Here is a 24803-nt window from a genome sequence, read left to right as displayed (position 1 = left end):
CTTTATACTATTTTCTATCAGTTAACAAAAATAAAAAACAAGATTACACATCATAACACTATGGTTATGTTGTAATCCCAATATATTATATATCATACAATTGCAATTCCATCAATTAATATGCTGTATTATCAGCTTTATGTTCACATAAATTTCAAAAACAGCCCTTTAATTCACTATGATTCCCCATGTCATCACACCATAAACTCCCAATTCATTTTACATTATCACACCATCCATTGCATAAAGGCATATAATTTGCATTAAGGAAACTTTCGTGTTCAAATGAAATTATCACATAACATATTTAAATGTATTGAAATAATGAGTAAGAATAAATACAATAATTTCATCAAGTTAACATTTTAAAGGGGAAAACTACTATGAATAAAGATATAACAAAAGATAAACATCTCCCTTCTGAAAGTACAACTGTACAATCAGCTCACTTAGCTTTAAGTGGAGAAACAAAAGGCTGGAAAAGACTGTTACCATTTTTAGGACCCGCTTTTATCGCGTCCGTTGCTTATATTGATCCTGGCAACTTTGCTACAAATATCGCAGCTGGTTCACAATATGGATATTTACTATTATGGGTTATACTCGCTTCTAACTTAATGGCTGTATTAATCCAAACTTTATCGGCTAAATTAGGAATTGCTACAGGAAACAATTTACCCGAAATAGCTCGTGAAAACTTTCCAAAGCCTGTGTCTATCGGCTTATGGATACAAGGTGAACTAGTTATTATGGCTACAGATTTAGCGGAATTTATTGGAGCTGCTTTGGGGCTTTACTTACTATTTGGAATCCCGATGCTACCTGCCGCTTTAATTACAGCAGCCGGATCATTTATTATCCTTGAATTTCAACGTAGAGGATTTCGTCCACTAGAAGCTATTATTACAGGAATGATTTTCATTGTAGTAATTGCTTTTGGGATTCAAGTTTTTTATGCAAAACCAGAATTAAGTCCCCTTCTTTCAGGACTATTTATTCCAAAATTCCAAGGTGTAGACAGTATTTTACTTGCAGCAGGGATTTTAGGTGCGACAGTTATGCCGCATGCAATATACTTGCATTCTGCATTAACACAACGCCGTGTGGTCGGAACAACTGACGAACAAAAGAAAAAGATTTTTCGTTTCGAATTTATCGATATTATTATTGCAATGGTTATCGCTGGAGCAATTAATGCGAGTATGTTAATTGTTGCAGCTGCACTATTTTTTAAAAATGGTATGCACGTTGAAGATTTAGATGTTGCTTACACTCAATTTACCAACTTAGTAGGTCCTATATCAGCTGCTTTGTTTGGAATTGGTCTGTTATCAGCCGGTTTATCAAGCTCTTCTGTCGGTACAATGTCAGGCGATATTATTATGCAAGGATTCATTCGCATGCATATTCCGTTATATTTACGCCGATTTATTACAATGATTCCACCACTAGTTATTATCGCTTTAGGTGTAAATCCAACTTACGCTCTAGTTATGAGTCAAGTTGTCTTATCATTCGGTATTGCATTTGCACTTGTACCACTTATTATGTTTACAAGTAATAAAAAGATTATGGGTGCACTCGTTAACCACCGTATAACAACATTTATCGCATGGATAATTGCTGCTCTCGTTATCGTTTTAAATATCTTCTTACTGTATCAAACATTTGTAGGGTAATGAAAAAAGGGTATTCCAATTTTTATTTGGAATACCCTTTTTGGATGAAATGATTTTCTTCTAGTTACCACTTATGTATGCCCCTCTTTCCGGCATCATGACACCATTTTCAGTTCGAAAGTAAAGTGGCAATCCTTCCGCAAAAAACATACTTACCTTGGACGGATCTTGCCTTTGATGATGAATATGTAAATGCGGCTCACTTGAACTTCCTGAGTTACCGACTTGAGCAAGAACTTCTCCCTCTCTTACACGTTGTCCTTCTTTCACTTTAATTGACCCTTTCTTTAAATGGGCAAGAATTAAAAATGTGCCTGTTTCATCTAGTCGTAAATAAATATGATTCCCAGCCATTGACTGAAAATTATCCGATCCCGGAACTAAATCTTGTTCATTATTATTAATTGATACCACCGTCCCAGAAGCTGGTGCCATTACTTTCGCTCCATATATTCCGTAATCCTCTAACTTACTACTTTTCACTTCAGCAGGTGGAATGAGAATATCATATGCCCACCTTTCATTTGGTTTTATAACGTGATAGTTCGTTTCTAACCGATCACCACCCCAACCTATTAATACCCGTTCATTCAAAGGAAAACGAACTACTGTTTTAGGACTCATAGATTGTATATCTGCTGGATAAGCAATTCTACCTATATTAGCAAACCAACCGACAGGCCAAGCTCCAATGATAGAAAACAGAATGATTAAAAATAGCGTTCTATCTATCCGCTTTCTAAAAATGCCTTTCCAAAAAAATATTATTACTGATCCTATCAAGAGGAAAACTGAAATAAAACTAAAAGCCTGAATACTCCACCAAACAAAAACTGATGTAACACCATTAGCTACATAAATTAAACTCCAACTTATAATTAAAAAAGAAACTATAATTACTAATAAAAATTTCTTCCACATGTCGCATCCCTACTCTCATATCCTTCTTCTCAATGATACAAAGTAAAAATTACGACATATAAAAGAAATACTTACGACTTTCTTACTTTTTTATACTGCGGTAATTTCACAGTAAAAACTGTTTCTTTATCGTTACTACGTACAGTGATATCCCCTTGATGGAGATCGGCTATACTTTTTGAAATTGCAAGTCCTATTCCTTTCCCGCCCGTATGAGAACTACGTGATTTTTCACTACGATAAAACTTTTCAAAAATGTAAGGAAGGTCCTCTTTCGGAATGCATTGTCCAAAATTTTTAATTTCTACTTCAACATTCATTGTTTTATTGAAAATTTCAATTGCAATTCCCTTTCCATCTCTCCCGTACATAATACTATTACCTATTACATTTTCAAATAGTCTCACTATAAGTGTCACATCAACTTCTACATGTAACACTTCATCACTTTTAATATAAAAGCTCATATTGGCATCATCTAATTGTGGTACAAAGTCAATCATGATTTGTTCAATTAATGCTTTCATATCTACTTCATCTTTATGTAATTCAATCTCTCTATAATTTATTTGACAGTATTCTAATAAATCATCTACTTGATTTTTTAATTCATAACTTTTTCGCTTTAATATACTTACATACTGTTCACATTCTTCTCCATTCGAATGGAGTTTATTTCCTAACAGGTCCGCATAACCGATTAAAGATGTTACTGGCGTTCGTAAGTCATGAGAAATATTACTAATCATTTCATTTTTCATTTCCTGTGATTTTTTTTCATTTTCAATAGACTCTTTTAAACTTTTCGCCATTCTATTAACATTTGCTGCTAGTTCACCAATCTCGTCATTTTTCAAAATAGGTATATGTATTTCAAAATTACCGTCACTTATTTCCTTCACGTTCTTGTTAATTTGAGACAACCTTTTCATCAGTGTTTTTGTCATTAATGCAAAGTATGTTGTAGTAAAAATCAAAAAAACTATAAAATATAAAAATGAATATTTTTCCTCTAAAACATTAACCTGACTATATATATTTCCAACCAAAATTTGAAACACTATTATACTTACAGTTGCTAACAAGATGCTACATATGAATGCGATAAAAAACTTAGCTCTAATACCTTGTAATGATTTAATCTTCAAATTTATATCCGACTCCCCAAACATTTTGAATAAACTTCGGTTCTTTTGGATTCTCTTCAATTTTATTTCTCAATCTTGCAATATGAACCATTACTGTATTATTATTTTCATAGGCTCTTTCGTTCCAAACGCTCTCATATATTTCTTCAATTGTGAACACACGATTCCTTGCAGCTGCCATTAAGTGTAAAATATCATATTCAGTTTTCGTAAGATTGATTCTTTCTCCATATAACATTACTGTTCTCGACACTTCATCTATTTCTAAACCTCTAATATTTAGTTTCTTTTCCATTACTTGAACAGCATTTTGGTTGAAATATGTATACCTTCTTAATTGAGCTTTCACTCTTGCGATAAATTCAATTGTACTGAACGGCTTCACAATATAATCATCTGCCCCAGTACTAAATCCAATTACCTTATCTACATCCGATGATTTCGCGCTTAAAAACATAATTGGTAAACTATGTTTCTCTCTAATCCTTCTACAAAGTTCTATACCATCCATTTGAGGCATCATAATATCCAAAATAGCAAGTTGAATACTGTTATTATTTATTATTTCTAAAGCCTCTTCTCCTTTATGAGCACTAAAAACTTTAAAACCTTCTTGTTTTAAATTCACATTAATAAATTGAATAATATCTTTATCGTCATCTACAATTAATATCGAATTTTTTTCCATTTCCAAACCTCTTTTTGAAATATATTCCACATCTAAGTTTATCATAAATCAAATCTACCCTTACACCTTGAATAATCTTTATTTTCAGATTAAATTATATAATAACAAATACATTCTATTTTCATGTGAAAAGGAGCGAAAATATGTTTCCTTTATTAAAAACTGAAAGACTTATTTTAAGAGAACTTACCGAAGAAGATGCACCGCGTATACTACAATGCTTTTCTAATACTAATGTACTGCGCTATTATGGCCAAAAACCGTTACAAGATGTTGATCAAGTGAAACAAATCATTCATAACTTTAAGTTGAGTTACAATGCAAGAAACGGTATAAAATGGGGAATCGAATTAAAAGACAAGAAAGAACTCATCGGTACCATTGGTTTTCACGATTGGTCTTCTGAGCATAAACGAGCCAATATAAGTTATGCCTTTTTGCCTGAACACTGGGGAAAAGGCTATGCGACTGAAGCTGTTTCTGAGGTTATATCATACGGTTTCCATACAATTCATTTAAAGCGGATTGGAGCAATTGTATTTCTTGAAAATGAAGCTTCCAATAAAGTACTATTAAAATTAGGCTTTGAAAAAGAAGGTGTTCTAAAAAATTATATGTATCAAGATGATATCCCATATGATACGAATTTTTACGCTTTATTAAAATCGGTTTAATAGAATTCATGTGTAAAAAACTTGTTTTAGTATACTAGATATAGATAGTGAATTTTTAATGAAGGATGCTAAGTACTATACATTATAAAACATTAAAAAAGGGCTATGAGTAAACTTTTACTCATGCCCCTTTTTATGTTCTTTTTCTGTTTTCGCAATGCTTTTGGAATATGTACGCAAAAGGCTCACTTTCCATTTAATCCCCCGTCATCGCATATGCTCTAGAACGAAATTCCCCACAAACATACCGAAACTCAAAAATACCACACTTCCCCTTATCCTTATCTGGATTACGAAGGTTTTGAAACACAGGGGAGTTTCGATAAATTTCAGCTAGCGATGTTGTTCTAATGTTCCCGGTTTTAATTACCAATACCTTATTTGGATATGTTTCTCAGTATAAAATTAAGAAATTAGGAATTTTTCATTACTCTAAAAACACGCTCTTTAACTGAAGATTATTAAATTAAGTTTTTTAAAATTATATTTTTAAAGGTTTTCAACATCATTGCCTCTTTTCTAAAACCATAAAGAAAGTACTATCTGGTAGCGCAACCGCATTCCCAGACTCATCTGTAAACTCGATTTTCTCGCTAAGATGGTTTGTATATCCATCCTGCAAATAGTTCATAGCTTGAACGATGTTTACTTTATCTCCAAAGATACTCTTTACAAAATCCTTATAATCGTTTGGCGTAAAGATTCCAAACTGCTCCTGCACTTCATGAACGAAGGAGTCCTCGCCCCAAGTATATGTATATAAGAACTCCATTGCATCGTTAACAGGCATTTTGACTGTATTTTCTGCAATTACTTCATACTGGATTGTACGCCCCTTAAATTCATGGGCATACTGCTCTAAGAACTTCATTCCATCTGCATCTTTAAAACGAATCAACCGCATTAACTTTTTATCTTCGGTCATGATGCCATCACGAATGATAATACGACCTCCTCGCTTTAACACCTTATAGGCACTCTGCAGCCCCTTTTTAATAACTTCATGATTGAATTTCTTACCTTCATACTCGATATAAGAGAACAGCTCATGAAGGATAGAAGAATATACAATCGTATCAACCGATTCTTGTTCAAACGAGCTGCTTAAGTTGATTGCATCTCCTTTAATGACGTCCCAAGAACGCCCTTCGTTCTGCTTCTTCTTTTTCAACGTATCAATCACGTTTTCAGAAATATCGATACCGTAGATTCGTTTATTCTCGGTCTCTTCTTCAATCATGTCTAGCATGACACCACCACCAGCTCCGACATCTACAATCGTATCTCCCTTTATATAATCAAGAATAATTCGTTTATCATCAGCCGAGCTATTCATATGCTCCAAATACACTTCTTCGTTATGGAATCTATCATATGCATCCTTTCGTAACCCGAAGAAATCAAACAGCAGCACATTTGCCCGAGCATGCATCATATCTATCTTTTCTGCCTCTACACAGAAGGTAATTAACGCCTCACCTACAGCAGAAAACTGAAACGACACATACGCAGTCTTCATATCTTCATCGACTTTAACCTTAAAAGAAACATGCGTTGTATTCGGTTTCTCGTTCTCACGGTACTCCCGTAGATACTTCTCAATAACCCGCTTACGATACACGTTGTCCTTTTTTTCGCCTTTAAAATCATAATGCAGCTGTTGCATCAATTTCTCGAAATGTATATGCTGAACTTTTCTAGTGCCTATCTCATTCTTTAACATAACAAAAACTGTCCAAATATCCTCAAAGCTAAGAGCATGCATAGACGGTTCTACATACCATAAATCCTTATCAAATAAGAATGTTTGAACGTCACTCTTCTCGCTCCCCATAATTATATCTTTTTCAAATGCTGACTCCTTATGTTTTGGCGTGAGTCTATGTATGCGAGAAGTAAATGGTTCCATATAACCATCAAACAAACCATCAATTGTAATCTTCACATCGTTCTTCACTTCACTCCACAAAGCTTTTGATACGCCCTCAATAATGCATTGGTTAAGATAGTATAGAATCTCCTTTAACCTAACGTCTCCGTATTCTTCTTTATATGTGTTAATTAAATCAATATGGGAGTCCAAACGAGCCTCTCCGCGGATATACTGCCCGATTAATCCATGTGTTCTAATTAAATCTCGAATAAACAAATATTCAATAGCGTTTAAGTTTGTCTCTACACGTTCAATAAACTGAATGTCACTAAAGATGTCAGCAGAACCCTCATTATGTACCAATAGATTAATCCCTTTTTTCTTCCATTGCTCCCGCTGTTTTAAAGATCCTACCTTTGCAAGTTCACTATACGTTAGTACCTTTTCAATAATATGATACGCTTCTTCAGCTAAAGGCAATCCATCTAGCACTTGCAGCGTACGGTGTACATAGTACAACACTGCATCTGTTTTTAATGCACCAAGTGCTTGTACATTCTCATAGTTTTGATGTATCTCCTCTGCCTCAATTAGATGTTTTAACCACGTAGGGATTGCAACAGAAATCCCTTCAATGTATGTATTTAGAACTTCAATGCTTTTCAACTTATTTCCCTCCATATATAATCAATATCTGTAGTAAAGTCTGGGACACCTTCTCCAAAAAGAGCATCACCTTATGTCCCTCCCCCTAAATACTACTACTTGCTTTTTACCATCTACATCTCTTTCGAATAAAAATGCATCAAACCCAGTCTTTTTATCATGTAAAAGAGAGATATCAATTTCGTTACTAACATGCCAAGGTTGTAACATATTCTTTTGTTCATCTCTTATTTTAACTTCATTTGTTTTAACAGAATCAACTGAAAATGGAAAAGGCAAGCGGATGCACTCCACTTGCCATTTTTTCATAGCTTAGTATGTATTTGAATTTCTTTTGCTTTCTCTTTTTCACCCTTCACGCGTACAATTAAATCATATGATCCGGATTTTGGAGCTTCAAAAGAAAGCAAACCTTCTTTTTGAGAAGTGATTTCTTCTTCATAAATAACCTTATCATCTTTTGTAACTTGTAATAAAATTGTACCTTCTTCAACAGCTGCTTCATAAGGGATTTCCACATTTCCTTTTTCAGCTTTAAGCGTTTGTACATCGTAATATCCTTGCAGAGAACCAATTTTCAAAGTCGTTTCGCCATTTTTTTGAACCTTTGTAACTTGTGTTGCTGTATTGCACGCACTTAACAATACAACAAGAGTGAGAATCATAAATAAACGTAATGATTTCATAGAAATTCCCCTTTCTTTATGTATATGAGAATTAAAATCCATTCTTTAACTATTTCAAAAACACCAACACCTAAAAAGAATCACTGCTTTTCTTCAATTTCTTTTTTAAATAATTTTTGAAACTCTAATTCTGTTTCATTAATAAAACCAAGATGTAACACACTAGAAATATCTTCATGATTCAAGAAGAAATTGTACTCTGAAGAAATATTACCATGAGGGAAATAACAACATACATAATCCCATGTTGTTTTTGTTTCAGAATCCATTTGTCTTCTTCCATAAACCATTAATGGATGTTCCCAATCTTTAAACATTACAACAGAACCTATTGGAAGTAATTCTAACTCTAAATTTTGTCCCATCTTATTTCCCACCTCTTAAAATAGCTTTTTTTACAATAAAATACATAATAGAGAATAGTAAACAAGCTCCAATTGTACCGAAAGTTGCAATTGAAATTTTCCCTGCTAATGATTCATTTGGATCTAATGCATTAGGTAAAACTGTCCCAAAAATTGCAATGCAAGCTAATATAACCATAAAATATTTTAAAATTTTCACTTTTTTATTCATACTAATTTTCCCCTTTATTCTTTAATAGCAAATTCTCCACCAAATCCCCATAAACCTACACCAGGACCAAATGGTACATGGAATTTCACTCCACTTTTTCCAGCTTCTAAAGATCCCCCGACTGTCCCAAGTGACGCCGATCCTCCAATTTGTAATTTTTTATCAGAAAATGGAAGTGGGATTTTTATAGCACTCTCATATTTTACCAGAGTAGCTTCAGCTCCTATATGTAAATTCCCATTTTCTACATGAGCACCTAACTCTGCAGTAGCAAGTGCTACTTTAGCTTCAGCTCCCACATTAGATCCTTTAATATTCTCTAGTTCTATTCCAGCTTGAGCTACCGTAAAACCAGCCATTGGTCCAAAAGTTTGTTCCCTCTTGTTTTTATCTTTCACATCAAATTTATCATAAGTACGAGAACTTACAAATGGCTCAGCTTCAACTGTAAGCCCCTTAATAAATAGACCACCAGTTCCCTTTTCATCTACAAGTGATTTTTCATATTTTTCACCATTAATTACATAACCAATTCCTTTTACAACTACTCCAGCTCCCGCTTCAACTGCTGACTTTGAATTCATCAAAAGTGAATCATTTTTAGAGTTTTTAGACGAGTATTCCATATCAGCTTTTTCAAATTTCTCTGCTATACGAAGTAATTCATCTTCTATTTGCTTTATAATATTAAGAAAAGATTCATGTGCTTTATTCATTCTAGGTAGATCATTATAAAAACTTAAACTGGAAGCACCAACCCATCTCATTTGAAGCTTTAATAATTCCCCTTGAATTTTAAAATGACGATCTGATTCTATATTACTAGCATATTTAAAATTCTTTGCAATTCTTCTCAATTCTTCCGGTCTAACTTGTATATTCCCCATGGATATCCCCCTATCCCAATAACGCATTCAAAAAATTTCATCACACAAATTTTTAATCCTAATCATTAAAAACCCTACTTTTTCTTACTTTAATTGTTTCTAAAATGTAGAAAAGAATCCCTAAACCAAATATCTTTTCAGCATTAGAAATATTATTACCTAATTTAATAATAGGTACATTTAATCCGAATCTTTCGCTCCATTCCAAAGGCATATATCCTCTTTTACAGTTTATTAATATCCGGTTATCCATTGTCCGAAAAGAAGTTTCGAAAAAATCAAATTCAACTTCTACTTCACAAATTTTCATCTCTTTTTCATTCATTAAAGAACCACGTACCATTCCAAATCCTTGTATCATATTTTCTTTAAACATCCCTACACAATTATAATTTGAGTCATAAATAGCCCAATCATAGTTTTCAACTTCACTATGAAAATATGCAAGAATTTCCCCATCCTTTGCTTCCAATCCAACAACTTGCTTGTTTTTTAAAAAAGGTAATTTTGAAGAAATTATATCAGTTGGAACTATAGTTGTTCCTACTATATAGGCGCCATCGGGAGTATATAAACCGTAATGTTTATTATTTTGAGGTAATTCTAGTAAAACATAAGTATCAATATCCCAAAACTTCAAATCATTTTTAGCTATATTCTCTTTTAATAAATTCCCTTTTCTTAATTGCCAAAATCCAATTCCCCCAAAAACAAACGAAGCTATAACCATAAATATTATTTCTCCCCAATTAACATCACTCCAACTATTATACAGACAATATAATCCAAAGAGAAAAATCCCTGTCCCAATTAAACACTTAAACCGTCCCCTTTTTTTATAATACTCAAATAATTCCACACAAACACCTCTATCAAATCATCTTAATACCCCAAATTACCTTTTAAGTATACCAAGGACAAAATATATAATCTAATATTTTTTTTATATAATTAAAAACAAACATAGTTACAGAAAAAGAATGTTTGTATGCTGATCTGTACTACATTTCCTTATTCCTTGTATGCTATATTTCTATTCTTCTTTTTACTTAAACAAACTGCTCAATCTTATTTGTTGCAACTTCTTATGAATGTGTACCTACAATTTTGCATTTATCTTCTTTATATGCAGGGAACACCACCAAAGGATTTCCCTGCCCCCTGTAAAAAAAACCTTACTTTTAAAAAGTAAGGTTTTTTGTATTTATTCATTAGCAATATAAGCATTCTTATAAGTATAAATACCACCAAATTGATGTTTTTCAATCCCTTTTACATAATCCTTTTGTACATACGCTGAGCCAATATGATAAAGCGGTGCCACAGCTGCATCTTCTAATAATACCTGCTCAGCTTCTCGCAACGCTTCCCATCGTTTTTCCGTATCTAGTACAAAATCCGTTTTCGCTTTCTTTATTAATTCATCGTAACGAACATTAGAATAATTCATTTTATTATTCGGATTCTCTGTCGTAAATAACTCTAAATAACTAATTGGGTCTTTATAGTCAGGTCCCCAATTTGCCATAGTTATATCGTAATCACCTATTTGTTCTAACTGTAATTTTTGCTTAAATGGCTGTTGTTTAATTTGTATCGTTAACCCTTGCAAATTCTTCTCTAAATCACCTTTTATATATTCTGCCATACGTATTGCGTTATCTTGTTCGAACGTTAAGAACTCTAGGTTTACTTGTTCTACCCCAAGCTCTTTTTTCGCTTCTTCCCAAAGTTTTTTCGCATTTTGCAAATCATATGAGGAAATATCTCCATTTTCTTTTCTAAAATCTTTACCAGTCACTTCATTTACATGACCAACTGGTACAAGTCCACTTGCAGGTTTTGCTCCGTTATTAATAAAGTGAGCAACGAAATCATCTTTATTTAACGCTAATGAAATAGATTGACGCACCTTTTTATTTGCTAACGCGTTATTTTTTTCATTAAAACGAAGCATAGCAATTCCAGGATCACTCGACATATGTAATTCCTTATTCCCTTTATACTTGTCTACAACTTGCGAATTAATAGGTACTCGATCTAAATCTCCGGCTTCATATAAATTTACAGCTGTCATTGTATCCTTTAGGATATGAAAGTTTATTTCATCTAATTTCACTTTCTTTCGATCCCAATATGTAGTATTTTTCTTTAATTGAAACTCTTGCTCCTGCTTCCATTTTTCTAATACAAATGGACCGTTATATATGAGATTACTAGGTTCCAATGCATAATTGTTTCCTTGTTCTTTCAAAAATGATTCATGCTGTGGTAAGTATATAGGTAGTGCTAACAACTGTAAAAAATACGGAACTGGCTGTTCGAGTTCAACTTCTAACGTATAATTATTTATCGCTTTAACCCCAAGTGCATCAAGAGGCATTGTTCCCTTATTGATCTCTTTCGCATTTTTTACATAAAAGAGCATGGACGCATATTGAGAGGCTGTTTCAGGGTTAATTGCACGTTTCCAAGCAAATATAAAATCATTTGCTGTTACATTATCCCCATTTGACCATTTTGCATCTTTACGCAAGTCAAATGTATATTTCTTACCATCTTCACTTCTTTTAAACGATTTTGCTATGGCTGGAGTAGGCTGATCTTGATCGTTTAATACATATAACCCTTCAAATATATTCTGCATAATGTGTGCTGATGTACCATCTGTTGTTTTCACAGTGTCCAGAGAAGGAATTTCTTCTGATACTGTTACATTTAACACTTGTTTTTTAACCTCTATGTCACTTTTATCCGCTTTATTATTACAAGCTGTTAATAATAAAGATGTAACAAGTGCCATTACCATTAAATGGCTCTTTTTTCGCTTCATGAGTTGTTCTCCTTAAATATAAAATATTATAAAGCGTAATATATTATAGCAGAAATACTAACAGAAAGATGCGACATTCTTTTGAATATTTATTCGTTCAAGAAAAAAGCTATCCTTTTAAAAGGATAGCTTTTTCAACTGCCACATAATTATCTATCTTTGCAGACCTCGTTTATATCGACTTGCTTCAAATATAATACGCTCTTCATCTAACGTTTTACATTCACCATTCCAAACGACACGTTTTCCGTTAATAATTACATCGCTTATATCTTTACCACTCGCAGCATATACAAGGTGTGATAACACTTCATCTGCTGGTTGTAGATGCGGCTTGTTAGACGGGTCAATCGTAATAAAATCAGCACACTTACCAGCTTCTAGTGACCCTGTTTGTTTCATCCCGATTACTTCCGCAGCTCCTTTTGTCGCAAGAGAAAGAGCTGTTTCAACTGGTAATGCTGTTGCATCTTGGTGAATACCTTTTTGTAATAAAGTCGCTATGCGCATTTCTTCAAACATGTCTAAATTATTGTTAGATGCAACACTATCTGTTGCAATTCCTACTTTTATTCCTGCTTCTAGCATCGCTTTTACATTCGCTATACCAGAACCTAGTTTTAAATTACTATTCGGATTATGAGCTACTCGAACATCATGTTCTGCTAAAAATGCACGCTCATCATCATTTAATACTACACCGTGTGCAATAACTGTTGGGCGTTTAAACAATCCGCAGCTCGCTGCATATTCTACTGGACGTTTTCCATATTGTGCTTCAATATCACGTACTTCACGCTCTGTTTCAGAAAGATGGATATGAACCATCGTTTGATTCTCTACTGCAATCCGTGCGCACTCTTCTAACAATTCTGTACTACATGTATATGGACTATGTGGTGCAACCATCGTAGTTAACATGCCACTTTCTTTATAATAACGCTTCACATATTTCTCAGCTTCTTCAATTGCTTTCTTTTCATCGTCTTTCGTTCCGAAGCTAAATAAAGTCCTTGAAACAGCAGCTCGCATCCCGCTCCTTGATACCGTTTCCATAATTGCGTCTTGATCTACTCCAATTGGATTAAACATGTCAGAGAATGATGTTGTACCACTTTTCACCATCTCAAGTAATCCTAATTCCGTACTAGCGACCGCAATTTGGGGAGTAAATTGACTTTCCAGTGGCCAAATTCTCGTCTCAAGCCATGGCTGTAATAACATATCATCTCCAATACCTCTTAGGAGACTCATTACAACGTGTGTATGTGTATTTACAAGCCCTGGTAAAACCCACTTTCCTTTCATGTCAATTACTTCATCTACTTCAAAATCATTTGCAAATTCTCCGCTCTTTACATCTATAATTTGATCATTTTCTACAATGATATATCCATTTTCTATCACTTCGTTTTGTTCATTCATCGTTACAATTGTAGCGTTTACATAAGTTGTTTTCAAAAGTATTTCCCCTTTCAACTCTATGAAGTTCCCTTTAATAAGTTACCACCATTATAGTAACTTATTAAAGATTAAGAGTCAAAAGATAATTTTAATTCTTTCGTTATTTTTCCCTTCAAAATGCTATATTGTTTTTCATTTGTATCTGCAAATGCTTCTTCCCGATTTGACTTTTCATCCATATAATTCAATTTCCCATTGAATTGAGTCTCTGTAAAATCAAATCTCTGCCCATCTATAAAGTTATAAAAGTGCCATACCTCTCTTACTTTTGTCTTTTTAATTTCTCCTCCGTATATGTCTTGAACGACAAGAGCTGTAACACCACATTGTCCCTTTGCTGGGTTTTCAATTATCCACTTTGAACTCGTTTCAATCGACCACGATTTTATTAGTGCTTCATATATTCTTTTTTCCTTTACATCATCCATTCTAATCTTCCCCTACTATTAATAGTTTTACACATCATATTTCAAAAGAGGCAGTACACGCCCCTTAAAGACAGTTGATGGTGTCTCTCCTATTAACTGTGCTCCCATTTTCAAGTAATATCCTTTTGCATTCGGATCACTATCAATTGTAAAACTTTTTAATCCTAGTTCATTGGCTTTTTCTATTACATACTCCCAAAGTATTTTCCCGTAACCTTTTCCTTTGTAATGAGGATGAATGTACAAGAAATCGAGAGCTTTATCATTACGTAAAAATGAGAAAAAACCAATCTTCGCATTATCGTTTACTAAAACATATACAAAATTATTTTTTATGTACTCTTCCGTAATTGTTAAATCTTCCTTACAAGCAAGTATGAATTCTTCACTATAATTCCACGTTGCTTTTGAATGTAGTGCGAGTTCACTTAATTCATTTGCTTCACTTAATAATGCTTCTCTTATCTTCATGGTTCTTTTTCCTCACTTTCAATATGTACACTACTAAATTGATTCGGAAAGCACTTCAAAAAAACCTTTAATTTCCATAAATTAGAAATTATTTTTATAAATCTTTATTATAATCAGTACGATTTTCAACAATTTTTTTAAAGAAAAAGAACGCCATCCCTAAAAGTTGGCGTTCTCTTTTTCTAAATTTTAATCTTCAAGCTCACTCATTCGTTTTACTATTTCGTACGATACAAACCTATACAGTTTCTACTACCACTTCAAGCATTGTTCCATTTTTAGCATAGTTCGTATGCCAAGAAAAAGCTTTTTCTAAAATATGAGGAGTTTGTCCACCTCTTATTTTTGCTTCTTCGTAATAAGCTCGTAGCTGTTCACGATACATTGGATGTGCGCAATTCTCAATAATAAGTTCCACTCTTTCTCTTGGCGCAAGTCCCCTTAAGTCGGCATATCCCTGTTCAGTGACGATAACATCTACATCATGTTCAGTATGGTCTACATGAGAAACGAAAGGAACGATACTTGAAATGTTACCACCTTTCGCAATCGATTTAGTAACAAAGATAGCTAGGCGGGCATTTCTTGCAAAATCGCCAGACCCACCAATACCATTCATCATTTTTGTACCTAAAACGTGAGTAGAGTTAACATTTCCGTATATATCTAATTCTAATGCAGTATTAATTGAGATTAATCCAAGGCGACGAATAATTTCAGGATGATTGGAAATCTCTTGTGGACGCATCATTAATTTGTCACGATATTTTTCAAAGTTAGAAAATACTTGTTGCATTTTCTCTTCAGAAAGCGTGATAGAACAACAAGAAGCAAAATTGACTTTTCCAGCATCCATAAGATCAAAAACTGCATCTTGTAAAACCTCGGAATATACTTCTAAATCTTCAAATTCTGAATCTAACATTCCATGCAATACGGCGTTAGCCACTGAACCAATTCCTGATTGTAACGGCGCTAAACGATTTGTTAATCGGCCTACTTTGACTTCTTCTCGAAGGAATTCTATTAAATGCTGTGCCATAATAACAGTTTCTTCATCCGGAGGAACAATTGTCGATGGCGAATCCAATTGATTCGTAAACACAATTCCCTTTACTTTTTCAGGATCAATTGGAATACCGATTGTTCCAATTCGGTCATCTGTTTTCACAAGCGGAATTGGAAGCCTCTCCCCTTGTTTACCTGGTTCATATAGATCATGTAGCCCCTCTAATTGCGCGGATTGAGCCATATTCATTTCAATAATAATAGACTTAGCATTTAAGGAAAACGCTAAGGAATTTCCAATTGAAGTGGTTGGAATAATCATTCCGTCCTCTGTAATCGCAACCGCTTCCAAAATAGCGAAATCTATATCCAGAACGTCAGCACGGAGTAACTCTGCTGTATGAGACAAGTGTTGATCCACAAATAAAAAGTCTCCGTTATTAATTCCTTTTCGCATAGTCGCGTCAGCTTGGAAAGGTAATCTTTTCCCTAAAATTCCTGCCTCAGCAAATAATTTGTCTACATCCGATCCTAAAGAAGCCCCAGTATAAACATTTACTTTAAAAGATTCATCATTCTTAACTCGGTTTACAAGCGCAAATGGGACTGCTTTTACATCACCTGCACGTGTAAACCCACTTAAGCCTAAAGTCATTCCACTTTGAATCCAGGAAGCTGCTTCTTCAGGTGTAACTACCCGATCTTTTAGACGTTGATCTCTGATTCTATCTAAATTGTTCTCCATATGTAATCCCTCTCTCATTGAATATTCATAATTATTTTACACATTAACACTATCAAAATAGGGATTTTAGTATACAATGCCGAAAATTCAGACAGAACAGCAAATCTAGGTTCTAAAGCAGAAAAATTTAGAATCCTAGAAGTTTACGGAAATAACTAGCGTATGATTGACTAACTGGTACTCTCTCACCATTATCCATTGAAAGTACAAAAGTAGAATGGGTATCAGGATAAATCGCTTTAATATGATTAACATTTACAATAAACGAACGGTGACATCTAATAAATGAATCTTTCGGAAGCAAGTATTCGAATTCTTGCAGAGAGTATTTATGTGTTCCTGATAACTCTTCTGAATTCACATACGTCTTTTTATCTTTAGCCTCTAAATACATAACCTTTGAAAAAGGAACCGGAATCCAGCCGTCTGTTGTTTTTAAAGTAACAACTGACTTTCCATCCGTTAAAGCTGGATAAATTGCCGTTACGCACCCTTCAAGCTTTCCATTGTTTGAAAATGGTACAGCCATTCCATGATAAGGAATACCAAAAACATCCCGATTAATAAACTCAGAGGTTTTTTGATTCATCACCATCGCTTTATGAGCAATCGTTCCTTCCTTTATAGGATCCCCGACACTAATCTTTAAATCAATTCGTTTACTTGGCCGATAGTAAATATATTCTTTCGTATTCGAAACAGCAATTGAAATTTCATCTGAAAATAATTCCCCAACAACATCTAGTAATAAACCTAACGTTCTATCTTCCATTCTATTAACACCTCATTCACTATTATACTACTATTATGAACAGGCATCTGTTGCTTTATAAAAAGTTTGATTTTAAGTTACTTTTAAAATTAGTTTTATTCACTATTACTTCGTTACTACAAAAAACCTCACTTCAGAAAAGTGAGGTTTCCTCTCATACAATATTTCTTTATTTTTTGAACGACTATAGAATAAGATTTATTTTTTATTAAGTAAAGTGAATTTAAGAATTTATTGCCCCTATTTCTGTATAATAAATAATCCCAAACTACAAACAGTTTGGGATTATCTTTCTCATTTACTATGCGCATCTAACCACGAAATTAAATCTTTAAATACTTCATCCTTATTTACTTCATGAAACATTTCATGTCTACCATTTTCATATAAACGTAGTGTCACGTCTTTCACACCACATTTTTTATAGTTTTCATATACTTCTTTTACACCTTTCCCCATATCGCCAACAGGATCACGATCACCAGAGAATATATGTATTGGAAGATTCTTTGGCGTCTTCTTGTATTCTTCTAGTTTATTTACTTCTAATACTCCAGAAAATAATTCTCGGTAAAAACTCGTCGTACAAATGAAACCACATAACGGATCCGCAATATATTTATCAACTTGATTATTATCTGAAGATAACCAATCAAATTTTGTACGATTTGGCTTAAAGTTCGAATTGAAGTTTCCGAAAGATAAAAAGTTTAACATTGGACTTTTCGTTTTTGCCCCGCGCAATTTCATTTCGATTGTTGCTACTTTATGACCAATAGCTCCTAAAAGCCCTGGATTTCCACCTGTTCCTGAAATTAGAAATCCATCATATAGTTCACCCCTAAGTTGTACAGCACGTCTTGATAAAAAAGAACCCATACTATGTCCAAGTAAAAACAAAGGACTTGACTGTTCTTCTTTTATCCTTTCTGAAACAAAGATAACATCCGATACAACTTGATTCCACCCTATATTTGGTTCAAAATGACCATAATCTTCTTCTTTTTTTACTGTTTTCCCATGTCCTTTATGATCATGCGCATAAACACCATAACCTGCTTCCAATAAAGCATCTACAAATTCTATATACACCCCTGCATGCTCTGTCATGCCATGTGCAATCTGAATAATTCCTCTCGGATCTCCTTCTGGTAACCATTTACGCAAATAAATTTCCGATCCATCCAATGCCGTAACGAAACTTTCCTGTACATTCATTTCGTCAGCCCCCAAATTTATTATGTATACCTTTAAGAAAAATGAATATCCATTCACTTTTCTTATTTTATATTATATGTAATTGCTTTCATTATGACAAATGATGTATTTTTCAGACTTGCTTTCAAACTAATCTCTTGACGAACCAAAAATAAAATTATATAGTTACTTACATAAAGTAATTATATAATTTTTAGGAGGTTTCTACTATTATGATGCCATCACTATTTTTAGCACATGGTTCGCCTATGCTCGCTATTCAAGATACAGACTATACACGATTTTTAAAAACACTTGGAGAAACATATAAACCAAAAGCAATTGTTATTTTCACTGCTCACTGGGAAACTGAAGTATTAACGATTTCCTCATCAGATAACGAATATGAAACAATTTATGATTTTGGAGGTTTCCCCCCTGAGTTATACGAAATCAAATATCGTGCGAAAGGCTCTTCTAGCATTGCATCTATGTTAGAAACAAAATTTAGAAACAAAGGTATTCCAGTCCATCATAATATGACCAGAGGTTTAGATCATGGTTCATGGACACTCCTGCACCGCATGTATCCAGAAGCAAATATTCCTGTCGTGCAAATATCAGTAAATCCATTCCTTTCTGCAAAAGAACAATTTGAAATTGGAGAAGCACTTAAAGGACTCGGACAAGAAGATATTTTAGTAATCGGTAGTGGCGTTACCGTTCATAATTTACGAGCACTGAAATGGAATCAAACTACACCTGAAAAATGGGCAATTGAATTTGATGATTGGATTATTAAACATATGCAGAATAACGATAAAGATGCATTGTTTAATTGGGAGAATAATGCTCCTCATGCACAATTAGCCGTACCAAGAGCAGAGCATTTTGTTCCTTTGTTTATTGCAATGGGAAGTGGCGAGAATAGCGGTGAAGTCATTCACCGTAGTTATGAGCTTGGTACATTAAGTTATCTCTGTCTTCGATTTTAAAGAAAAAGGATGAAGCACATGTTGCTTCATCCTTTTTCTTTTTCATTCACTTAGTTAACTAACTTCCAAACGTTGTTTCTCTGATACTTCTTCGTTCTTATTATGAAAATAAACCCAAATACACGCAATAAATAATAGTGATGATGTAGAGAGGAAAACATATTGGAAGCCTGCATGCGCTGCAATTTGTCCCCCGAGCACTGGCCCAATCATATTTCCTAAAAACTGAAACGACTGATTATATCCAAATATTCGTCCCGTAACATGGGTTGGTGTATGTTGTTTTAGTAGAGTTTGTACGGAAGGCAATAATCCTGCTTGTGCGATACCTAATAAAAATCGAAGAATTAATAGTTGCCAAGCTGAGGTTACAAATGCTTGCGGGATAAAAATAATTCCTGCTGCAAATAACGCTACAACTAACGTTTTTTGAGGACCGATATGATCTGATAATCTTCCTAGTCTTGGTGCTGCCAAAATAACTGCTAATCCTGTCGCTGACATAACTGCACCCGCAATTGTTTCAATATGTGCAGTATGAGGACCTACTAAATTTTTCACGTACAATGTAACAATTGGTTGAACTGACATATTAGCAAGTTGAATAATAAATGTTGTTACAAATAAACTAATAATTAAATGCTTCGCTGGGACCATCGTCCATACTTTTTTCGGCTGTGTTTTTTTTGCTTGAGCAGAGTGATTTTCTTCATGCAGAAAGAAAAAAACGATGAGAAAGGAAAGGAATAAAAAAGCTCCTGTAACAAGAAAGACATGACGCATTCCAATTAACTCAGACAAATAACCTCCAAGTAACGGGCCAAGTAACGAACCGCTCACACCACCAGTTGAAATTGTGGAAATCGCCCAACCTGAATGTTCTTTCGGAGTTTCTGCTGCAATAAATGTCATCGCTGTTGAAAGGAAACCAGATACTGCTCCCATTAAAAATCTTAGTGCGACTAGTTGATACACATCCGTTACAAATCCCATAAGCGTCATAATAATCGCCATACCAAGGCTAGCACGAATAAGCATCAATTTCCGTCCATGTATATCACCAAGCTTCCCCCATATTGGTGATACGATCGCACCCATTAAAAATGTTACACCAAATGCAAGTCCCGACCACTGTGCAATGCTTGAAGTGCCAGTTACTCCTAATTCCTCAATATAAAAAGATAAGAAAGGAATTACTAAACTCATACCGGCTGCAGTGGTAAAACAACCTAGCCAACAAATCATTAAATTCCGTTTCCAGCTGGCCATTTTCACACCTTCTTTCTTTAGATACCCATTCTACACCCTTTCTTGTAAAAAGTTTAGTAATTTGCTTTATATGTAAGATTTACTACAAAACCCGCTATTTTCTAGTGAAAATCACTACAATCCCACATTTTTTTCATAATAAAACCAACTCCCACTAAATGAAGTTGGTTAATAATCCATTAAACCGTAACCATAAATAATTGAAACAATTACACCCACTACCAATATACCTGGAAGTAAATTTGCCACCTTGATTTTAATAATACTAAGCAAGTTCAATCCAATAGCAGATATCATAATGCCGCCCGTAGCCGTCATCTCCACTATAAATTGGTTCATTAATTCTTTCGGGACAAAACTATTAATTTGTGTTGCAAAAACTGCAATACCACCTTCATATAAAACAACTGGAATCGCCGAAAATACTACGCCAATTCCTAGAGTTGTCGTTAATATAATAGAAATAAATCCATCGATAATCGCCTTTGTAAATAAAATATCATGATTTCCGCGAATCCCACTGTCAAGTGCACCAAGTATCCCCATCGCGCCAATTGCAAAAATTAAAGTAGCTGTTACAAAACCTTCTGATATGCTACCTTTCCCTTTCGATCCAACTTTATTTTCTAGCCAATCCCCTAAATGTTTTAACTTTTCTTCTAATTGTAACCATTCTCCAATTACCGTACCAATCACTAAACTCAGTATGACAACAAGAAAGTTTTCACTTTTTAATGCCATTTGAAGCCCAAGCACAGTAACCGCTAAACCGATTGCGTGCATTATCGTCCCTTTCATACTTTCTGGAATCCTACTAAATAATTGACCAAGTAAAGTACCAAATATAATACAAATCCCATTTACAACTGCTCCTAATATAACCATTTCTCATTCTTCACCCTTCGAATTCTTTATTTCTATATTTTGGTTTATACATTGATTTACAGGTTATCTATATGTTAACTTAATATTGAGAATATTAACAAATGTTTTCCACTACATAACCCGCTATTTTTTGTAACTTTAATTACCTTTAATAGATTCAGTGTTAATTTAATTGCGGGATAATATTAAAAGGGAAGGTATATATGAAAACTTTACTAAAACGATTTTTGTTAATAGCCTTTTTCATTACACCGATTGTTTTATTAATCAATTACTCTTTTATTTCAAAAGCAAAAGACAAACCCGATTTGCAAAACAAATCTAGTAAAACCGCTTCAAAAAGCGAAAAGAAAATAGAAGACCAAGAAATCACACTCACCTTCTCTGGTGATACAATGTTTGATTGGCAATTACGTCCTATAATCGAAAAGAATGGGGCTGATTACCCATTCCAACATGTAAAAGAAGAAATAAAAAAAGCTGATATTTCTTTTGTGAATTTAGAGTCGGCATTTACAACGAAAGAAAAGAAAGCACCTGGGCAACTGTTTTGGATTAAAAGTGATCCATCTTCACTACAAGCTATTAAAAACACTGGATATGACATCGTAAATATTGGGAATAACCACACACTTGATTATGGGCAAGATGGATTATTAGATACGATTTCTCACGTAGAAAAATTAAAGTTCCCTTACACTGGAGCCGGAAAAAATGCGAAAGATGCATATACAGCACGAGAAATGACCGTAAAAGGGAAAAAGTTTAAATTTCTTTCCTTCGTTCGATTTATGCCTGATTCTAATTGGGTAGCTGGTGAGAATAAACCTGGCGTTGCGAATGGCTATGATTTAAATCTTGTAACAAAAACAATTAAAGAACAAAAACAAGATGCAGACTATTTAATCGTCTATATGCATTGGGGCGTTGAAAAATCAAATCGTCCGGTAGAATACCAAAAGCAATATGTACCTAAAATGGTTGAAGCAGGAGCTAACGCAATTGTCGGAAGCCATCCACATTGGTTACAAGGGTTTGAGTATTATAATAAAGTTCCTATCGCTTACTCATTAGGTAACTTTTTATTCCCGAGTTATGTGAATGGGAAAAGCGCTGAAACTGGCGTATTAACTTTAACTTTTAAAGGAAAGGATGTCCAAATGTCATTCAATCCTTATATCATTCGCAACAACCAAGTTTCCCCTGTAAATGAGGGAGAAAAGAAAAAAGCTCTTCAATATTTACAAACAATTTCAACTGATGTAGAAATTGATGATACAGGGAAAATAAAAAACAAACGAAACTAGACAGCTCAAAATCTATTTCTCTGTAATATACTTTACAGAATAGGTGATAAACATGCTGAAAGACTTATTAGAAAATGTAAGTTTGTTAGAGAACGTTTATAAAATTTCTATAGCAGTTCTACTTTTATGTTCCTTTTATTCTGTGAGACTATTTAAAAAAATAAAGCGAGAGAGAAATCTTACTCCTTTTGAATTTACAATGTATGTAATCATTCGTATTGCGATACTCTTTTGGTTAGCTAGCTTTATTCTTCTTGAATTTAATGAGTACCTAGTTTAACTATAAAAAAGATAGAACAAGCACTATATTCCCTCGCTTGTATCTATCTTTTTTATTTACATTCTAACTCTTTCCTTCTATTAAATAAGCAAATCAAACAAAACAGGGTTTTTATTAAGTTCCATAAATTGAATATTATTTTCTTTAAAGCGAGTAATTAATTGCTCATAATCTTCTTTATGTTTTAATTCTACGCCGACTAATGCTGGACCATTTTCTTTATTATGTTTCTTAATATACTCAAAGCGCGTAATGTCATCTTCTGGTCCTAATCCTTTATCAAGAAATTCTCTTAGCGCACCTGAACGCTGCGGAAATTCAATGATAAAGTAATGTTTCAGTCCTTCATAAATGAGCGAACGCTCTTTCATTTCTTGCATTCTATCAATATCATTATTTCCACCACTTAGCGTACATACAACTGTTTTACCTTTTATTTCATCTCTATATAAATCAAGCGCTGCAATAGAGAGTGCACCAGCCGGTTCAGCTACAATCGCATTTTTCTTATACAGTTCTAAAATCGTCGTACAAACTTTCCCCTCTGGTACTAAAATAATATCGTCAATTACATCTTTACAAGTTTCAAATGTTAACTTTCCTACTTTTTTAACAGCTGCCCCATCAACAAAGCTATCTATTTTCTCCAATGCTACATTTTCATTTTGAAGAAAAGCCTCTTTCATAGATGCAGCTCCCATTGGCTCTACACCAATAACCTTTGTAGTAGGACTAACACCTTTTACATATGTACCAACTCCTGATGCTAATCCACCACCACCGATTGCTGTAAAGATATAATCAACTGATTTCTCCATATCATGCATAATTTCAACTGCCACTGTCCCTTGACCTGCAACGACATACGGATCATCAAACGGATGAACAAATGTCATCTTATTTTCTTCACAATAGCGCTGTGCTTCTTGGAAAGAGCTATCGAATGTATCACCAACTAATACAATCTCTGCGAAATCACCACCGAAAAATTGTACTTGTGATACTTTTTGTTTCGGTGTTGTTGTGGGCATAAATATTTTTGACGTAATCTTCAATAAATTACACGTATAAGCAACTCCTTGCGCATGATTACCAGCACTTGCGCAAACAACACCGTTTTGTAATTTTTCTTTCGGTAAGCTTTGAATTAAATTGTACGCACCACGAATTTTGAAAGAGCGAATTAATTGTAAGTCTTCTCGTTTTACATAAACGTCACAATCATATTTCTCAGATAAAACTGTATCACGTTGTAACGGTGTTTTAATAACGATATCTTTCAGGCAATTATGAGCCATTAAGATATCTTCAATTTTCACTCTCTCCTTTACCTTTTGCACCATTATATATC

25 protein-coding genes and 1 pseudogene are annotated in these 24803 nt (G+C 33.9%); 5 read left to right on the top strand and 21 right to left on the bottom strand.

Annotated features, from left to right (window positions below; genetic code table 11):
* Positions 1-383: 383 nt before the first annotated feature.
* On the top strand, positions 384-1679 hold the full coding sequence (locus OXT04_RS02525; protein ID WP_001030687.1) for an Nramp family divalent metal transporter: 1296 nt from the start codon (positions 384-386) through the stop codon (positions 1677-1679).
* A gap of 60 nt (positions 1680-1739) precedes the next feature.
* Here OXT04_RS02525 and OXT04_RS02520 read toward each other — a convergent pair whose 3' ends face one another.
* The 3 genes from OXT04_RS02520 to OXT04_RS02510 all read right to left on the bottom strand — a co-directional run bounded on the left by OXT04_RS02520 (position 1740) and on the right by OXT04_RS02510 (position 4436).
* Positions 1740-2600, bottom strand: a complete 861-nt coding sequence (locus OXT04_RS02520) for a M23 family metallopeptidase (protein WP_016513019.1) — start codon at positions 2598-2600, stop codon at positions 1740-1742.
* A gap of 71 nt (positions 2601-2671) precedes the next feature.
* Positions 2672-3772 carry a sensor histidine kinase gene (locus OXT04_RS02515; protein WP_170954600.1) on the bottom strand — a complete coding sequence of 367 codons (1101 nt, stop codon included), beginning with the start codon at positions 3770-3772 and terminating at the stop codon, positions 2672-2674.
* A complete protein-coding gene (locus OXT04_RS02510; RefSeq protein ID WP_267412689.1) occupies positions 3738-4436 on the bottom strand; it encodes a response regulator transcription factor in 699 nt (232 codons plus the stop codon). Before OXT04_RS02510 ends, OXT04_RS02515 begins: the two co-directional genes overlap by 35 nt.
* Positions 4437-4579: 143 nt before the next feature.
* Here OXT04_RS02510 and OXT04_RS02505 point away from each other — a divergent pair, with 143 nt between their 5' ends.
* Entirely contained in the window at positions 4580-5110 is a 531-nt protein-coding gene (locus tag OXT04_RS02505) for a GNAT family N-acetyltransferase (protein ID WP_000484220.1), read from the top strand.
* A gap of 92 nt (positions 5111-5202) precedes the next feature.
* Here the strand turns inward: OXT04_RS02505 and OXT04_RS02500 are convergent.
* The 15 genes and pseudogenes from OXT04_RS02500 to OXT04_RS02430 all read right to left on the bottom strand — a co-directional run.
* Positions 5203-5498: pseudogene (locus OXT04_RS02500) on the bottom strand (hypothetical protein); the annotation flags it as partial.
* Between the two features lie 117 nt (positions 5499-5615).
* A complete protein-coding gene (locus OXT04_RS02495) occupies positions 5616-7649 on the bottom strand; it encodes a class I SAM-dependent methyltransferase (protein WP_139213207.1) in 2034 nt (677 codons plus the stop codon).
* Between the two features lie 66 nt (positions 7650-7715).
* The gene (locus OXT04_RS02490) at positions 7716-7928 is read right to left on the bottom strand and encodes a hypothetical protein (RefSeq protein ID WP_139213206.1); all 213 of its coding nucleotides are present in this window, start codon (positions 7926-7928) and stop codon (positions 7716-7718) included.
* 26 nt (positions 7929-7954) lie between these two features.
* Positions 7955-8335 (bottom strand): BA_1872 family lipoprotein, encoded by a 381-nt coding sequence (locus tag OXT04_RS02485; protein ID WP_000838921.1) that lies wholly within the window; start codon positions 8333-8335, stop codon positions 7955-7957.
* A gap of 80 nt (positions 8336-8415) precedes the next feature.
* The gene (locus tag OXT04_RS02480) at positions 8416-8700 is read right to left on the bottom strand and encodes a DUF4176 domain-containing protein (RefSeq protein WP_000531359.1); all 285 of its coding nucleotides are present in this window, start codon (positions 8698-8700) and stop codon (positions 8416-8418) included.
* Position 8701: 1 nt separating this feature from the next.
* Positions 8702-8911 carry a hypothetical protein gene (locus tag OXT04_RS02475; RefSeq protein WP_001036914.1) on the bottom strand — a complete coding sequence of 70 codons (210 nt, stop codon included), beginning with the start codon at positions 8909-8911 and terminating at the stop codon, positions 8702-8704.
* A gap of 14 nt (positions 8912-8925) precedes the next feature.
* Positions 8926-9798, bottom strand: a complete 873-nt coding sequence (locus OXT04_RS02470) for a WXG100 family type VII secretion target (protein WP_023521673.1) — start codon at positions 9796-9798, stop codon at positions 8926-8928.
* A 58-nt stretch (positions 9799-9856) separates the two neighbouring features.
* Positions 9857-10657, bottom strand: coding sequence for an ABC transporter ATP-binding protein (locus tag OXT04_RS02465; protein ID WP_139213205.1), 801 nt, complete (start codon positions 10655-10657; stop codon positions 9857-9859).
* Between the two features lie 345 nt (positions 10658-11002).
* Positions 11003-12631: a peptide ABC transporter substrate-binding protein gene (locus tag OXT04_RS02460; RefSeq protein ID WP_267412670.1), complete on the bottom strand. Its 1629-nt coding sequence runs from the start codon at positions 12629-12631 to the stop codon at positions 11003-11005.
* Positions 12632-12784: 153 nt separating this feature from the next.
* Positions 12785-14110 carry a bifunctional S-methyl-5'-thioadenosine deaminase/S-adenosylhomocysteine deaminase gene (locus OXT04_RS02455; protein ID WP_002153101.1) on the bottom strand — a complete coding sequence of 442 codons (1326 nt, stop codon included), beginning with the start codon at positions 14108-14110 and terminating at the stop codon, positions 12785-12787.
* A gap of 53 nt (positions 14111-14163) precedes the next feature.
* Entirely contained in the window at positions 14164-14523 is a 360-nt protein-coding gene (locus tag OXT04_RS02450) for a YunG family protein (protein WP_000342902.1), read from the bottom strand.
* A 27-nt stretch (positions 14524-14550) separates the two neighbouring features.
* The gene (locus tag OXT04_RS02445) at positions 14551-14994 is read right to left on the bottom strand and encodes a GNAT family N-acetyltransferase (protein ID WP_000701899.1); all 444 of its coding nucleotides are present in this window, start codon (positions 14992-14994) and stop codon (positions 14551-14553) included.
* 238 nt (positions 14995-15232) lie between these two features.
* Positions 15233-16747 carry a succinyl-CoA:acetate CoA-transferase ScpC gene (gene scpC / locus OXT04_RS02440; protein ID WP_267412669.1) on the bottom strand — a complete coding sequence of 505 codons (1515 nt, stop codon included), beginning with the start codon at positions 16745-16747 and terminating at the stop codon, positions 15233-15235.
* Between the two features lie 127 nt (positions 16748-16874).
* A complete protein-coding gene (locus tag OXT04_RS02435) occupies positions 16875-17519 on the bottom strand; it encodes a LytTR family DNA-binding domain-containing protein (protein ID WP_000390209.1) in 645 nt (214 codons plus the stop codon).
* 294 nt (positions 17520-17813) lie between these two features.
* Positions 17814-18737 (bottom strand): alpha/beta fold hydrolase, encoded by a 924-nt coding sequence (locus OXT04_RS02430; RefSeq protein ID WP_267412667.1) that lies wholly within the window; start codon positions 18735-18737, stop codon positions 17814-17816.
* A 212-nt stretch (positions 18738-18949) separates the two neighbouring features.
* Here OXT04_RS02430 and OXT04_RS02425 point away from each other — a divergent pair, with 212 nt between their 5' ends.
* Positions 18950-19711 carry a DODA-type extradiol aromatic ring-opening family dioxygenase gene (locus OXT04_RS02425; RefSeq protein WP_016513025.1) on the top strand — a complete coding sequence of 254 codons (762 nt, stop codon included), beginning with the start codon at positions 18950-18952 and terminating at the stop codon, positions 19709-19711.
* Positions 19712-19765: 54 nt separating this feature from the next.
* On the opposite strand, the gene OXT04_RS02420 is transcribed toward OXT04_RS02425, so the two are convergent.
* Both OXT04_RS02420 and OXT04_RS02415 read right to left on the bottom strand, forming a co-directional pair.
* Complete coding sequence (locus tag OXT04_RS02420; protein ID WP_000179302.1) at positions 19766-20980, bottom strand: multidrug efflux MFS transporter; 1215 nt, start codon at positions 20978-20980, stop codon at positions 19766-19768.
* A gap of 168 nt (positions 20981-21148) precedes the next feature.
* Entirely contained in the window at positions 21149-21865 is a 717-nt protein-coding gene (locus OXT04_RS02415; RefSeq protein WP_098014331.1) for a DUF554 domain-containing protein, read from the bottom strand.
* A gap of 203 nt (positions 21866-22068) precedes the next feature.
* On the opposite strand from OXT04_RS02415, the gene OXT04_RS02410 reads away from it, so the two are divergent.
* Positions 22069-23172 carry a CapA family protein gene (locus OXT04_RS02410; RefSeq protein ID WP_267412655.1) on the top strand — a complete coding sequence of 368 codons (1104 nt, stop codon included), beginning with the start codon at positions 22069-22071 and terminating at the stop codon, positions 23170-23172.
* Between the two features lie 52 nt (positions 23173-23224).
* Positions 23225-23452, top strand: a complete 228-nt coding sequence (locus OXT04_RS02405) for a hypothetical protein (RefSeq protein ID WP_000910229.1) — start codon at positions 23225-23227, stop codon at positions 23450-23452.
* A gap of 80 nt (positions 23453-23532) precedes the next feature.
* On the opposite strand, the gene ilvA is transcribed toward OXT04_RS02405, so the two are convergent.
* Positions 23533-24795 carry a threonine ammonia-lyase IlvA gene (ilvA, locus tag OXT04_RS02400; RefSeq protein ID WP_000250319.1) on the bottom strand — a complete coding sequence of 421 codons (1263 nt, stop codon included), beginning with the start codon at positions 24793-24795 and terminating at the stop codon, positions 23533-23535.
* Positions 24796-24803: the final 8 nt, after the last annotated feature.

Origin of the sequence: Bacillus sp. GC_Bacil_1 (genome assembly GCF_026540675.1) — a bacterium.
Taxonomy (GTDB): domain Bacteria; phylum Bacillota; class Bacilli; order Bacillales; family Bacillaceae_G; genus Bacillus_A; species Bacillus_A cereus.
The sequence above is the reverse complement of the archived record's forward strand: the minus strand, read 5'-3'. Positions and strand labels throughout refer to the sequence as shown.